11 protein-coding genes are annotated in these 13,789 nt (G+C 67.1%); 10 read left to right on the forward strand and 1 reads right to left on the reverse strand.

Annotation, left to right across the window (positions count from 1 at the left end; translation table 11 throughout):
- The first annotated feature begins 11 nt into the window (after positions 1 to 11).
- The 8 genes from ACTDI4_RS20905 (at position 12) to ACTDI4_RS20940 (ending at position 9,535) form a co-directional block, all read left to right on the forward strand.
- On the forward strand, positions 12 to 887 hold the full coding sequence (locus ACTDI4_RS20905; RefSeq protein ID WP_442842983.1) for a hypothetical protein: 876 nt from the start codon (positions 12 to 14) through the stop codon (positions 885 to 887).
- A gap of 64 nt (positions 888 to 951) precedes the next feature.
- Positions 952 to 1,653 carry a PAQR family membrane homeostasis protein TrhA gene (trhA, locus tag ACTDI4_RS20910; protein ID WP_442842984.1) on the forward strand — a complete coding sequence of 234 codons (702 nt, stop codon included), beginning with the start codon at positions 952 to 954 and terminating at the stop codon, positions 1,651 to 1,653.
- A 94-nt stretch (positions 1,654 to 1,747) separates the two neighbouring features.
- Positions 1,748 to 2,770, forward strand: a complete 1,023-nt coding sequence (locus ACTDI4_RS20915; protein WP_442842985.1) for a MotA/TolQ/ExbB proton channel family protein — start codon at positions 1,748 to 1,750, stop codon at positions 2,768 to 2,770.
- Positions 2,770 to 3,801 carry a peptidoglycan -binding protein gene (locus ACTDI4_RS20920; RefSeq protein ID WP_442842986.1) on the forward strand — a complete coding sequence of 344 codons (1,032 nt, stop codon included), beginning with the start codon at positions 2,770 to 2,772 and terminating at the stop codon, positions 3,799 to 3,801. Before ACTDI4_RS20915 ends, ACTDI4_RS20920 begins: the two co-directional genes overlap by 1 nt.
- A 145-nt stretch (positions 3,802 to 3,946) precedes the next feature.
- Positions 3,947 to 5,014 carry an outer membrane protein gene (locus tag ACTDI4_RS20925; RefSeq protein WP_442842987.1) on the forward strand — a complete coding sequence of 356 codons (1,068 nt, stop codon included), beginning with the start codon at positions 3,947 to 3,949 and terminating at the stop codon, positions 5,012 to 5,014.
- A gap of 207 nt (positions 5,015 to 5,221) precedes the next feature.
- Entirely contained in the window at positions 5,222 to 6,397 is a 1,176-nt protein-coding gene (locus ACTDI4_RS20930; RefSeq protein WP_442842988.1) for a phosphoserine transaminase, read from the forward strand.
- A gap of 142 nt (positions 6,398 to 6,539) precedes the next feature.
- Entirely contained in the window at positions 6,540 to 8,138 is a 1,599-nt protein-coding gene (gene serA, locus ACTDI4_RS20935) for a phosphoglycerate dehydrogenase (RefSeq protein ID WP_442842989.1), read from the forward strand.
- A 236-nt stretch (positions 8,139 to 8,374) separates the two neighbouring features.
- Positions 8,375 to 9,535, forward strand: coding sequence for a fumarylacetoacetate hydrolase family protein (locus ACTDI4_RS20940; protein ID WP_442842990.1), 1,161 nt, complete (start codon positions 8,375 to 8,377; stop codon positions 9,533 to 9,535).
- 18 nt (positions 9,536 to 9,553) lie between these two features.
- Here the strand turns inward: ACTDI4_RS20940 and ACTDI4_RS20945 are convergent, their stop codons facing one another.
- Entirely contained in the window at positions 9,554 to 10,453 is a 900-nt protein-coding gene (locus ACTDI4_RS20945; RefSeq protein WP_442842991.1) for a DMT family transporter, read from the reverse strand.
- A 263-nt stretch (positions 10,454 to 10,716) separates the two neighbouring features.
- Between ACTDI4_RS20945 and ACTDI4_RS20950 the strand changes: the two genes are divergently transcribed.
- Both ACTDI4_RS20950 and ACTDI4_RS20955 read left to right on the forward strand, forming a co-directional pair.
- Positions 10,717 to 12,015 carry an adenylosuccinate synthase gene (locus tag ACTDI4_RS20950; RefSeq protein ID WP_442842992.1) on the forward strand — a complete coding sequence of 433 codons (1,299 nt, stop codon included), beginning with the start codon at positions 10,717 to 10,719 and terminating at the stop codon, positions 12,013 to 12,015.
- Between the two features lie 70 nt (positions 12,016 to 12,085).
- Positions 12,086 to 13,765 carry a hypothetical protein gene (locus tag ACTDI4_RS20955; RefSeq protein WP_442842993.1) on the forward strand — a complete coding sequence of 560 codons (1,680 nt, stop codon included), beginning with the start codon at positions 12,086 to 12,088 and terminating at the stop codon, positions 13,763 to 13,765.
- Positions 13,766 to 13,789: the final 24 nt, after the last annotated feature.

Raw genomic sequence — 13,789 nt, forward strand, 5'->3', positions numbered from 1 at the left:
GGAATCATTGGTTGGCGCGGATCGTCTGTCGGTTCTCGGGCACAATGACCTCGATCGCGGTCGCGGTCGACCCGGAACGCGATCGAGGTCGCCGCCGGGCCGGGACAGGCGCAGTCTTTTCCCGTCCACAAACCGGAGACATCGGCATGGCGTCATTCCTTCCCGAACTGATGATCGCAGGCGGCCTCGCGCTCTTCCAGGCCATGCCGGCCCATGGTCAGGAAACCACCGCCCAGCCCCTCGACATCTCGGCCGTCACAGAAGTGGCGATCACCGGAGAGGCGGCTTCGGTGCGCCTGTCGACCGACCCCGGCAGGCCCTACCGCGCCAGCGCCGTGAGCGTGCGCACCGGCTGGTTCGCGAAATGGTATTCGAGCTGGCTGGCGAACGATTGCGCGGCATCCACCCGCATGCAGATCGACGGCGGCGTGCTGCGGGTCCAGACCGTCCCGGCGTCTTGGCTCGATCCCTCGGATTGCTCGGTCCGCATCGACATCAACATGCTCGCGCGCGGCAGCGTTTCGATCGAGCAGCAGGCCTTCATGGCTAAGCTGACGGGTCTGTTCGAGCGCATTGCGGTGGCGGGCCGGGCGGCCGATTTCACCATGGACGGCCGCGCCAGAACCGTAACGATAGACGGTGATGCCGTCAGGGCACACATCGCCTTCAGCGGCACCGGGCGGGACGAGACGATCGCCATCCGGGCGGACGCCCTCGACACCCATCTGGAATTCGGCAAGGACGTCCCCATCGGCTATTCCGTCGAGGCGACGGCCTCCTTCGTCGACAGCGCCATACCCAGCACGCCGGGCACCGGGCCGCAGGTGAGCCTTGCCGGAAAGTTCGTTCGGACGACCATTCGCCGGGGACCGGACGGCGCGCCATGAAACCGCAATCAGGCCTTGCCATGATGCCGCCCGGATGCCCAGATAGACCGGACCGGGTTTTGACATGGAACAGCATTTGCAGCGTCTGTCGCATGAGGGCGCCGGCATTCCCTTCATGGGGCGCTGGCACTATTCGCGCGCCGAACTGATCGCCGACGGCATCGTCCATGCGGTGGGCATCGTGCTGGCGATCGCCGCCGGCTCGTCCATGCTGACGCTCGCCGTCTTCCACGCCGGCCCGGGCGAATATGTCGCCGCCGTCTTCTACGTGGTGTCCCTGCTCACCGTGCTTTCGGTGTCGCTGGCCTACAATCTGTGGCCGGTGGGCTCGCCCGCGAAATGGGTGCTGCGCCGCTTCGATCATTCGGCCATCTATCTGCTCATCGCCGCCACCTACACGCCTTTCCTGGTCCAGCTCCAGGGCGAGCCTCTGGCCGCCTGGATGATCTTCGCCGTCTGGGGCGCGGCGGCCGCCGGCATCGCGCTCAAGGTGCTGTGGCCCGGCCGTTTCGACCGGCTGGCCATCGCCTTCTATCTGGCCATCGGCTGGAGCGGGCTGGTGCTCGCCCGGCCGCTGGTGGAAGCGCTGCCCGCCGCCTCGCTGGCCCTGATCGTGGCCGGCGGCGTGGTTTATTCCTGCGGCGTCGTCTTCTTTGCCTGGAAGGGGCTGCGCTTCCACAACGCGCTGTGGCACGGCTGCGTGGTCACCGGGGCCGGCCTGCATCTGGCCGCGCTGCTCGACTGCCTGGTGGTCAGCCGCCTCTGAACCCGCCGCCGGGCGTCAACCGCCTTTCAATTTCGTCACATTTCCGTTTAGAGTCGCGCGCACAGGATCGGCCGCATCGCAAAACGGGGCACGAATGGCTTTTTTCAGATCGTTCGCATTTGGCCGGCGCTCGGATGTGCTGGACTATGATCCACACAAGCTGTCGAGCCCGCAGGTCTTCGTGCTGACCATGCTGATCTTCCTGGCCATCGTCGCCTTCATAGCCATCATCCTGACGCGACAGATCTCGTCGGCCTTCACCACTAATCCGGGCCTCAACGGCCTGATCGTCGGCGTGCTGCTGGTCGGCATCCTGCTGGCCTTCGTGCAGGTGGGGCGGCTGTTCCGCGAGGTGCGCTGGGTCAATTCCTTCCGCGCCGGCTCGGAGACGACGGAGCCGGTGCTGCTGGCGCCGATGAAGGCCATGCTCGGCCGCTCCTCCTCCATGGCGTTCTCCACCTCGTCCATGCGCACCATGCTGGATTCGATCGGTACGCGGCTGGACGAAAGCCGCGACACCTCGCGCTATCTCGTGGGCCTCCTGATCTTCCTCGGCCTGCTCGGCACCTTCTGGGGCCTGCTGAAGACCATCGGCTCGATCAGCGACACCATCCAGGCGCTCGATCCGGGCAGCGGCGACGCGGCCGCCGTGCTCGATTCGCTGAAGCAGGGCCTGTCCGCGCCGCTGTCCGGCATGGGCACCGCCTTCTCGTCCTCGCTGTTCGGCCTGTCGGGCTCGCTGGTGCTGGGGTTCCTGGACCTTCAGGCCGGCAGGGCGCAGACCCGCTTCTACACCGAACTGGAGAACTGGCTTTCCTCCGTCACGGACCTGTCCTCCGACATCGCGGTGCCCGAGACGACCCGCAACGGCTCGGCCGACGACATCCGCCAGCTTTCCGAGCGGCTGCGCAACCTGCAGGAGAACGGCGGCTCCAACCCGCGCGTGGCCGCAGCCATGGCCAACCTTGCCGACGGCATTTCCGGCCTGGTCAAGAACATGCGCTCCGAGCAGCAGATCATGCGCGACTGGGTGGAGGCCCAGTCGGACGAGCAGCGGGCCATGCGCGCCACGCTGGAGAAGATCGCCGACGCGCTGAAGAAGCGGGAGCATAGCTGATGGCGCTCGCCCGCGCGCGGCGCGCCGACCGCCGCATCGACTACTGGCCGGGCTTCGTCGATGCGCTGTCGACGCTGCTGCTCACCTTCATGTTCCTGCTTTCGGTCTTCGTGCTGGCGCAGTTCCTGCTGACGCGCGAGATTTCCGGCAAGGACGAGGTGCTGAACCGCCTGAACTCGCAGATCAACGAACTGACCCAGCTTCTGGCGCTGGAAAAGGGCAACACCCAGGACGCGCAGGACGCGCTCTCCAACCTGCAGGCGTCGCTTTCGGCGGCCGAGGCCGAGAAGAGCCGGCTGGAACGGCTGCTGGCGCAGGGCGCCGGCGCCGGCGACGCCGCCAATGCGCGCGCCGAAAAGCTCTCCGGCGAGCTGGACAGCGAGCGCCAGATCAGCCAGCGCGCGCTTTCCCAGGTCGAACTGCTGAACCAGCAGATCGCCGCGCTGCGCAAGCAGATCGCGGCCCTGGAGGATGCGCTCGACGCCTCCGAGCAGCGCGACAAGGAATCCAACACCAAGATCGCCGATCTCGGCCGGCGCCTCAACGTGGCGCTGGCCCAGCGCGTGCAGGAACTGAACCGCTACCGCTCCGACTTCTTCGGCCGGCTGCGCGAGATCCTGTCCGACCGCGAGAACATCCGCATCGTCGGCGACCGCTTCGTGTTCCAGTCGGAGGTGCTGTTTCCCACCGGCTCGGACATCATCAACGATGCCGGCAAGGTGGAGATGAAGAAGCTCGCCGACGCGATCATCGAATTGCAGAAGGAAATCCCGCCCGAGATCAACTGGGTGCTGCGCGTCGACGGCCACACCGACGACGTGCCGCTTTCCGGCACCGGGCGCTACAAGGACAATTGGGAGCTTTCGACCGCGCGCGCCACCTCGGTGGTGAAATTCCTGATCGCCAACGGCGTGCCGCCCAACCGGCTGGTCGCCGCCGGCTTCGGCGAATACCAGCCTCTCGACACCTCCGGCACCGACGAGGCCCGCACCAGGAACCGCCGCATCGAGCTGAAGCTGACCGAGCGCTGAGCGGCGCCGGCCATGCCCGGCGGCCGGCTATCCGCTAACCGGGTGTTATCCTTAACCGCCACTTAACCACTATGGTTAACAATGCTCCCCGATGGGCGGCTGTGCTTTTCCGGCGCGACCGGCTGAAGCTGGGGAGTTTGCGAAGATGAAGCTCACGAAAGTCTTGGGGCTGGCCCTTGCGGCAACGGCAATGGTCCCGCTGGCACCGGCGCTTGCCGCCGACTACGAGCCGCCGATCTATGTCGACCAGGCGCCCGAATACGTGCCCGTCGAGGTGGGTTCGGGCTGGTACCTGCGCGGCGACGTCGGCTATGCCTTCAAGCGCGACTACAAGAACAGTTCGATCGCGATCGATGATTCGCTGTTCGACAACGAACTGATCGGGAGCTTTCTCGGTCTGGGCCAGATCGGTCCTCTCGACGTGTTTTCCGTCAGCCAGAGCCGGCCCACGCTGACCGGCAGCGTCGGCTTCGGCTACCATTTAAACGACTGGTTTCGTGCCGACCTGAATGTCGGCATCCTTGCCAACGACAAATACAGCGGCACGGCCCACCTGTTTGCCGGATATCTCGCCCCCTACGACATCTCCAACACGTTGCAGCCCGATCTCGACCGGTTCAGCCTTGGCGGAAATCGCCTGCTTCCCGACTTCGGCTGCCTCGGCACGCGCACGGTGACCGAAACGACGCTCGATGCCGACGGCAACCCGACGGGCACGCCGCAGGTGTCGGTCGAAAATGACTGGCGCCGCGACTGCATGGTCAACGCAACCGCCAAGACCAGCGCGTGGAACGGCCTGCTGAACGGCTATGTCGATCTCGGCACCTATTCCGGCATCACGCCTTATGTCGGCGCCGGCGTCGGCCTGCTAATGACGCGCAAGAGCGTGTCGGTGGGCGCGAAATGCGAGAACAGCTCCGTCAGCGAAACGGAGGGCAATCTCATGCGGTCCGTGGATTTCAATTGCCGCGCCCCCAGCGGCCAGGACTACACGACCGTGGCCTCGTATCGTGCGACCGACTACGACTTCATGTATGGCCTCTCGGCCGGCCTGTCGTATCAACTGTCCAAGAACACCTCGCTCGACGTCGGCTACCAGTATCTCAGCGCGCCGGGCATCAAATACTACGCCGTCAGCGACGACGGCATCACCCAGCGCAAGGGCATCGACGCCCATCAGGTCAAGGTGGGGCTGCGCTACGACCTCTGGTAGAGGCAGCCGATAGCAACCGTGTTTCGAGGGCGGGCCACACGGCCCGCCCTTTCCGTTCGTGCCCCGGCCGGGAGGCGCGCGCGGCGCCAGGATGTTTCCCATGCGACAAAAACTTTGCCCTTGACGCCGAGGGGCCGAGCGCATATCGCCGTCCGTGGGCCACCCTTCCCCACCGAAGGGCGAGCTATCTGGAAGGATAGGAACATCATGACGACTTTTACCAAGCCGGACCTGCGTCCGGCCAATCCCCATTTTTCATCTGGTCCTTGTGCGAAACGCCCCGGCTGGTCGGTCGAGGCGCTTAAGGGCGCAGCCCTCGGCCGCTCCCACCGCGCCAAGCTCGGCAAGTCCAAGCTGGCCGAGGCCATCGACCTCACCCGTGAAGTGCTGCAGGTGCCGGCCGGCTATCGCATCGGCATCGTGCCCGCCTCCGACACCGGCGCCGTCGAGATGGCCCTGTGGTCGCTGCTCGGCGCCCGCGGCGTCGACATGGTCGCCTGGGAAAGCTTCGGCGCCGGCTGGGTTACCGATGTGGTCAAGCAGCTCAAGTTGCCTGACGTGCGCAAATTCGAGGCGCCCTACGGCGCGCTGCCCGATCTCGCCCGGCTCGATTTCGACCGCGACGTCGTCTTCACCTGGAACGGCACCACGTCCGGCGTGCGCGTGCCGAACGGCGATTTCATCCCGGCGGACCGCAAGGGCCTGACCATCTGCGACGCCACCTCCGCGGCCTTCGCGCAGCGGCTCGACTTCGACAAGCTCGATGTCGTCACCTTCTCCTGGCAGAAGGTGCTGGGCGGCGAAGGCGCGCACGGCATGCTGATCCTGTCGCCCCGCGCCGTCGAGCGGCTTGAAACATACGCTCCCGCCTGGCCGCTGCCGAAGATCTTCCGGATGACCAAGGGCGGCAAGCTGATCGAGGGCATCTTCAAGGGCGAGACCATCAACACGCCTTCCATGCTGGCCGTGGAAGATTACCTCGACGCGCTCAAATGGGCGAAGTCCATCGGCGGCCTCGACGCCCTCGTCGCCCGCGCCGACGCCAATTTCGGCGTGGTCAACGCCTTCGTCGCGAAATCGCCCTGGCTCGGCCATCTCGCGGCCGATCCAGCGACCCGCTCCAACACCTCCGTGTGCCTGTCCATCGTCGACGCCGACGTGGCGGCCCTCGACGCAGACGGCCAGGCCGCCTTCGCCAAGGGGCTGGCGGCGGCGCTGGACAAGGAAGGCGTGGCCTTCGACATCGGCGCCTATCGCGATGCCCCGCCCGGCCTGCGCATCTGGTGCGGCGCCACGGTCGAGACCTCCGACCTACAGGCGCTGATGCCCTGGCTCGACTGGGCGTTCTCCGCTCAGAAGGCCGCGCTCAAGGCGGCGGCCTGAGTAACCCCTCATCCGACCTCGCTTCGCTCGGCCACCTTCTCCCGCAAGGGGAGAAGGACAGGCGCCCTCCCTTCTCCCCTTGCGGGAGAAGGTGTCGCCGGAGGCGACGGATGAGGGGTCGGCAACCTGACAGGATTGAAAAATGCCCCGCGTACTCGTTTCCGACAAACTTTCCCCCACCGCCGTGCAGATATTCAAGGACCGCGGCGTCGAGGTCGACTATCTGCCAGACCTCGGCAAGGACAAGGAAAAGCTCCTCGAAGTCATCGGCCGGTATGACGGCCTGGCCATCCGCTCCGCCACCAAGGTGACAGAGAAGCTGATCGCCGCCGCGACCAACCTCAAGGTCGTCGGCCGCGCCGGCATCGGCGTCGACAATGTCGATATCCCGGCGGCCTCGCGGCGCGGCATCATCGTCATGAACACGCCCTTCGGCAATTCCATCACCACGGCCGAGCACGCGATCGCGCTGATGTTCGCGGTGGCGCGCCAGCTCCCGGAAGCCGACGCCTCCACCCAGGCCGGCAAGTGGGAGAAGAACCGCTTCATGGGCGTCGAGATCACCGGCAAGACGCTGGGGGTGATCGGCTGCGGCAATATCGGCTCCATCGTGGCGACGCGCGGCGTGGGGCTGAAGATGCATGTGGTGGCGTTCGATCCGTTCCTGTCGGAGACGCGCGCCGAGGAACTGGGCGTGGAGAAGGTCGAGCTGGACGAGTTGTTCTCGCGCGCCGACTTCATCACCCTGCACACGCCGCTGACCGACAAGACCCGCCACATCATCAACGCCGAATCCATTGCGAAGATGAAGGACGGCGTGCGCATCATCAACTGCGCGCGCGGCGGCCTGATCGTCGAGGCCGACCTCATCGCCGCGCTGAAGAGCGGCAAGGTGGCCGGAGCCGGCATCGACGTGTTCGAGGTGGAGCCGGCGACGGAGAATCCGCTGTTCGGCATGGAAAACGTGGTATGCACGCCGCATCTGGGCGCCTCCACCTCCGAGGCGCAGGAAAACGTCGCCCTTCAGGTGGCCGAGCAGATGTCGGACTACCTCGTCAAGGGCGCCGTCTCCAACGCCATCAACATGCCGTCGATCACCGCGGAAGAGGCGCCGCGGCTGAAGCCCTTCGTCAAGCTGGCCGAGGTGCTGGGCGCCTTTGTCGGCCAGGTGACCGACGACCCGATCAAGGAAGTCGAGATCCTGTTCGACGGCTCGACCGCGCAGATGAACACCCGGGCGCTCATCAGCGCGGCCCTTGCCGGCCTGATCCGCCCGCAGGTGGCCGACGTCAACATGGTGTCGGCGCCGATCATGGTGAAGGAGCGCGGCATCATCGTCGCCGAGGTCAAGCGCGACAAGTCGGGCGTGTTCGACGGCTACATCAAGCTGACGGTCAAGACCGAGAAGCAGACCCGTTCCATCGCCGGCACCTGCTTTTCCGACCACAAGCCGCGCTTCATCCAGATCAAGGGCATCAATCTCGACGCCGAGGTGGGCCAGCACATGCTCTACACCACCAATGCGGATGCGCCCGGCATCATCGGCCTTCTGGGCACGGTCTGCGGCGAGAACGGCGTCAACATCGCCAATTTCCAGCTCGGCCGCGACCGGCCCGGCGGCAATGCGATCGCGCTACTCTATCTCGACGCGCCCTTCCCCGAGGACGTGCTGGCCAAGGTGCGCGCCCACCAGGCGATCGATTCGGCCAAGCGGCTGCAGTTCGACGTCAACGGCATGTGACACCTCTTTCGACGTGAACGACGCAAGGGCGCGGCCATGCCGCGCCCTTCCCGCTTTATCGCCCGCGCGCTCCGGGCGGTCCTGAAGTGTGGTATCGTGCGCGAGGCGTTCACGAATTGCGGTGGCAACTTTCCTGAAATCAGGGCATCTGGCGAATGCGATTCAGGGATGCCGGCCTTCCCCGGGCGTCCCGACAGGTTTTTGGCCGCCGCCGTGGCAATGTTTGGAGACCGTTCATGACAGCCATTGAAACGACCTTGCCCACCAAGGGTACCTTTCTCGGCCGCGCCCATGCCGAGGGCTGGGCGCATCCGGCGGTGGTGACGGTGCGCGACGGCACCGTCTTCGACATCACCGCGAAGGCCGCGCCGACCTCGCGCGACATCTGCGAGCTGGACGATCCGGCCGCCCATGTCGCCGATGCGGCCGGCCGGCCCATCGGCTCGCTGGCCGACATCCTGGAAAACAGCATGGCCGCCAGCCGCGACCGCGAGAAGCCGTATCTGCTTTCGCCGGTCGACCTGCAGGCGGTGAAGGCGTCGGGCGTCACCTTCGTGGTGTCGCTGCTGGAGCGCGTCATCGAGGAGCAGGCGCGCGGCTCGGCCGACAAGGCCGATGCCATCCGCGCCGACATCGCCGCGCTGATCGGCCACGACCTGTCCAGGCTCAAGCCGGGCTCGGCCGAGGCGGCAGAGGTCAAGGAGCGGCTGATCGCACGCGGCGTGTGGTCGCAATATCTGGAAGTGGGCATCGGCCCGGACGCCGAGATCTTCACCAAGTGCCAGCCGATGGCATCGGTGGGCTACGGCGCCGATGTCGGCCTGCACCCGGTGTCCAACTGGAACAACCCCGAGCCGGAAGTGGCCGTCATCGCCTCCAGCCGCGGCCGCATCGTCGGCGCCACGCTCGGCAACGACGTCAACCTGCGCGACGTGGAAGGCCGTTCGGCGCTGCTGCTGGGCAAGGCCAAGGACAACAACGCCTCCGCCGCGCTGGGCCCCTTCATCCGCCTGTTCGACGGCTCCTTCTCGCTGGACGACGTGAAGAAGGCCGTCGTCCGGCTCAGGGTCGAGGGCGAGGACGGCTTCGTGCTGGAAGGCGAAAGCTCCATGGCCGAGATCAGCCGCACGCCGGAGGAGCTTGTCGCCGCGGCGCTCGGGCCGCACCACCAGTATCCCGACGGCATGGCGCTCTATCTCGGCACCATGTTCGCGCCGGTGCTGGATCGCGGCGAGGCCGGCCAGGGCTTCACCCACCACCCGAACGACCTGGTCACCATCGCCTCGGACGCGCTCGGCGCGCTCACCAATCGGGTGTTGCTCTCCACCGAGTGCCCGCCCTGGAACTACGGCACCAGCCATTTGATGCGCGATCTGGCCAGGGCCGGGCTGATCTAACCCCCAGCGCCGGTTTTTTCAGGGCGGCGGCAACGCCGCCCTGCGGCCGCTGTATTCGGCCAGGAGCACGCCCCCCAGAACCAGCGCCAGCGCCAGCGCGTGATAGGGCTGGAAGGCCTCGCCGAGGATCAGCACGGCCAGGAATGCGCCCCACAGCGGCAGGAAGTTGATGAACAGGCCGGCGCGGTTTGCGCCGATCAGTTCCACCGCGCGGATATACAGGACCTGCCCCACCAGGGAAGGAAACACCACGACGTAGAAGATCACGACAAGGCCCGCCGCATCCGGCAGGATCAGCTTGCCGAAGGCGGCCTCCGCGATCACGAAAGGCACGGTGCCCAGCGTGCCCCCCAGGCACAGCACCGTCATCAGGCTCATCCAGTGAACCTGCGGCCGCAACTGCAGCGCGGCCGTATAGATCCCGTAGCACACGATAGCGAGCAGCATCAGCGCATCCCCGAAATTCACGTCGAGATGCACGAGCCGCCGGATTTCGCCATGGGTGGCGGTCACCACCACGCCGGCGAAGGAAAGCAGGAAGCCGAACGCCTGCGCCGGCATGGTGCGTTTGCCGAACAGGACGAAGGAAGCCGCGAAGACGAACAGCGGCATGCCGCCCTGCTCGATGCTGGCATTGGTGGCCGAGGTGTAGAGCAGCGCGCAATACATGGCTACGCTGAACACGGTGAAGCCGAGCGCGCCCAGGAACAGCAGCAGCCGCATATGCCGGCGCAGCACCGCCCAGTCCGCCGCCAGGCGACGCCTGCCGATCGCCGCCAGCACCGCCATGGCGAGCCCCCAGCGCAGCGCCGAAAGCAGCATGGGCGACACATGGCCGATCGCCAGCTTGCCGGCCACGGCGTTGCCCGCCCAGAAAAGCGTCGCTCCCAGCAGCATGATGTAGGCTTTGCCGTGCATGTCGATCCCGCGTCGGGTGACGACAACCTGCGCGGCGGGGGCGGACAAGTAAATGAGCCGGCTGCCAGGAACCGTTGTACCTCGGCGACGATACCGGCATCGCCGGCCCGGCCTTGAGGGAGACCGGAATCCGGGCGGCGGCGCCTTTCGCCACGGCGGCGGATTTGTCCGAAAAGCGGTTCGCACTTTTGTCTCCTATGTTCTATAGAGGCCAGCGGCGCGCGCCGCGCGTCCGGGTTGCACGCAATTCAAGGGATGAAGACATGGCCAATGTGGTGGTCGTCGGCTCGCAATGGGGCGACGAAGGCAAGGGCAAGATCGTCGACTGGCTGTCGGAGCGCGCCGACGTGGTGGTGCGCTTCCAGGGCGGCCACAATGCCGGCCACACGCTGGTCGTCGACGGCAAGGTCTACAAGCTCTCGCTGCTTCCCTCCGGCGTGGTGCGCGACGGCAAGCTGTCCGTCATCGGCAACGGCGTGGTGTTCGACCCGCACGCCTTCGTGGCCGAGGTGGCCAAGCTGAAGGCACAGGGCGTGGAGGTGACGCCGGCCCGCCTGAAAATCGCCGAAAATACCGCGCTTATCCTGTCCGTACATCGGGAACTGGACGGATTCCGCGAGGACGCCGCCTCCAATTCCGGCACGAAGATCGGCACGACCCGCCGCGGCATCGGCCCCGCCTATGAGGACAAGGTGGGCCGGCGCGCGGTCCGGGTGATGGATTTGGCGGATTTGGACACGCTTGCCCTGAAGGTCGACAGGCTGCTCACCCACCACAACGCGCTGCGGCGCGGGCTGGGCCAGCCGGAGGTCGAGCACGAGACGATCATGGCCGAGCTGACCTCGGTGGCCGGCGACATCCTTCCCTATATGGACCGCGTCTGGAAGGTGCTCGACGACAGCCGGCGCGCCGGCGAGCGCATCCTGTTCGAAGGCGCGCAGGGCACCCTTCTCGACATCGACCACGGCACCTATCCCTTCGTCACCTCCTCCAACACGGTGGCCGGCCAGGCCGCCGCCGGCTCCGGCATGGGTCCGAGCGCCATCGGCTATGTGCTGGGCATCACCAAGGCCTACACCACCCGGGTGGGCGAAGGCCCCTTCCCGACCGAGCAGCAGAACGAGATCGGCGAATATCTCGGCACCAAGGGCCGCGAATTCGGCGTCGTCACCGGGCGCAAGCGCCGCTGCGGCTGGTTCGACGCGGTGCTGGTGCGCCAGGCCGTGGCCGTCAACGGCATCGACGGCATTGCGCTGACCAAGCTCGACGTGCTGGACGGGCTGGACGAGATCAAGGTCTGCACCGGCTACAGGCTCGACGGCGAGGAGATCGACTACCTGCCGGCCAGCCAGGCCGCCCAGGCGCGGGTGGAGCCCATCTACGAGACGCTGGAGGGCTGGAAGGGCACCACCGCCGGCGCGCGGAGCTGGAACGACCTGCCGGCGCAGGCGGTGAAATATGTAAGGCATATCGAGGAGCTGATCGGCGCGCCGGTCGCGCTGCTCTCCACCAGCCCGGAACGCGACGACACCATACTTGTGACCGATCCGTTCCAGGACTAGTTTTTCGAATATTTCCCGGGAGTTGCCGATTCCGGAGGATCGGCCGGGCAATGCAGGTCGTTTGGGAAGCATGGCAGATTTCGTTGCGGTTCTGAAAAAGACGCTGGACGGTCTCGGCGAGACGACGCCGGAAATACGCTCCAGGGTCTACGACAAGGCGCGCGCGACCATCGCGGCCAAGCTGGCTGCGATCGACCCGCCGCCGCCGGCCGCCATGGCCGAGCGCCAGAAGCGCGCGCTCGAGGATGCCATTGCGACCGTCGAGCGCGGCTACGCCAAGGGGCCGGCCCCCGACCCGCTGGCGGAGCTGGAGAACATCTTCTCCTCCATCGACCGCAACCGCACCCAGACCAGCCACAGCCGGCCCCCGGCCCGCGCCGAACCGGCGCCCCCCACGCCGCCTCCGCCCGCGCCGCCGGCCCCGCCTGTGGCCAGGCGCGAGGAGCCTGTCCGCGACGAGGCCTTTTCTCCCCTGCTGCCCGACGACGTTGCCGACAAGCAGGCCGACGCAGCAGCGCCCGTACGCCAGGAAGCGCCCGCGCCCGAAGCACCCAAGGTGCCCGAACAAGCGGCGTCCGAATGGGTGGCTCCCGACCATATGACTGCCGGACATGCGCAGCCGCAGCCTGCGGCCGGCGAGCCCGTGGACGAAACCGAGCCGGGCCCGCTGGCGGGCGACATGGGCACGAACGCCGATCCGTTCCGCGACGACGACGCCCCGGAGCGCAAGCGCGGCTATGGCCGCCTGGCGGCCGCGGCGATCGCCGTGCTGCTGGTTGCGGGCGGCGGCTATTTGTGGCTGGCCCGGGACGGCCAGAAGGAACCGGCCGCCACCGTCGACACTGCGGCCGGCACCCCGGCTCCCGAGACCAGGCCCGAACCGGCACCCGAACCCGAGCCCGCCAAGGAAACGGCGGCTGCGCCGCCCGCCGCGCCGTCCAACGATGCCGCTTCCGAGCCGGAGCAGCCGGCAAAGTTCACCCAGCGCCTTCTTCCCGACGGCAAGGAGGTCGATCCCGGTCCTGCCGGCGGCGAAAGCAGCATCGGCGAGGGCACCTCGATCGTGGCCCTGACCACGCAGCCTCCGCCCGCCACCCCGGCCCAGCAGGACCCCGCCGCGCCGCAGGAAGGCCAGGCCGCCGCGCCCGGAGGAACCGCAGCCGCGCCGCCCGCGGCCCAGGCGCAGCAGGCGCTGCCCGTCGGGCAGAAGGCGATCTTCTACGAGGAGCGCACGAGCGCCGCCGAAGGTTCGGCCGAGCCCGGCAGCATCGTGTGGTCGCTGGTGCAGGAATCGCCCGGGGGCGATGCGCCGCCGGAGCCGGCGATCCGCGCCGAAGCGACCATTCCGGGCAAGAACGTGCAACTGCGCATGACCATCCGGCGCAACGCCGACCAGACGCTGCCGGCCAGCCATATCATCGAGATGATCTTCCTGACCCCCGACGGGTTCGAGGGCGGCGGCATCGAAAACGTGCTGCGCATCGCCATGAAGGGCACCGAGCAGGAGGCCGGCAACCCGCTGATCGGCATCCCGGCCAAGATCGCCGACGGCTTCTTCCTGGTGGCGCTCAACGACACCAAGGCCGACGAGGACGCCAACCTGACCCTGCTGAGGAAGCAGGACTGGATCGACATCCCGGTCGTCTACAAATCCGGCCGCCGGGCGCTGCTGACCATGGAAAAGGGCATTCCCGGCGAGAAGGTGTTCGACGAGGCGCTCAAGGTCTGGCAAGCCAAGACCGCGGGATAGGCCTGGTTCGGACCACCCCTGCCA

It is taken from the genome of Mesorhizobium sp. PUT5 (genome assembly GCF_052216645.1).
GTDB lineage: Bacteria > Pseudomonadota > Alphaproteobacteria > Rhizobiales > Rhizobiaceae > Mesorhizobium.

Coding starts and splice junctions, on each gene's coding strand:
- trhA (WP_442842984.1), top strand. CDS start 952: ATGGAACAGCATTTGCAGCGTCTGTCGCATGAGGGCGCCGGCATTCCC.
- ACTDI4_RS20915 (WP_442842985.1), top strand. CDS start 1,748: ATGGCTTTTTTCAGATCGTTCGCATTTGGCCGGCGCTCGGATGTGCTG.
- ACTDI4_RS20920 (WP_442842986.1), top strand. CDS start 2,770: ATGGCGCTCGCCCGCGCGCGGCGCGCCGACCGCCGCATCGACTACTGG.
- ACTDI4_RS20925 (WP_442842987.1), top strand. CDS start 3,947: ATGAAGCTCACGAAAGTCTTGGGGCTGGCCCTTGCGGCAACGGCAATG.
- ACTDI4_RS20930 (WP_442842988.1), top strand. CDS start 5,222: ATGACGACTTTTACCAAGCCGGACCTGCGTCCGGCCAATCCCCATTTT.
- serA (WP_442842989.1), top strand. CDS start 6,540: ATGCCCCGCGTACTCGTTTCCGACAAACTTTCCCCCACCGCCGTGCAG.
- ACTDI4_RS20940 (WP_442842990.1), top strand. CDS start 8,375: ATGACAGCCATTGAAACGACCTTGCCCACCAAGGGTACCTTTCTCGGC.
- ACTDI4_RS20945 (WP_442842991.1), bottom strand. CDS start 10,453: ATGCACGGCAAAGCCTACATCATGCTGCTGGGAGCGACGCTTTTCTGG.
- ACTDI4_RS20950 (WP_442842992.1), top strand. CDS start 10,717: ATGGCCAATGTGGTGGTCGTCGGCTCGCAATGGGGCGACGAAGGCAAG.
- ACTDI4_RS20955 (WP_442842993.1), top strand. CDS start 12,086: ATGGCAGATTTCGTTGCGGTTCTGAAAAAGACGCTGGACGGTCTCGGC.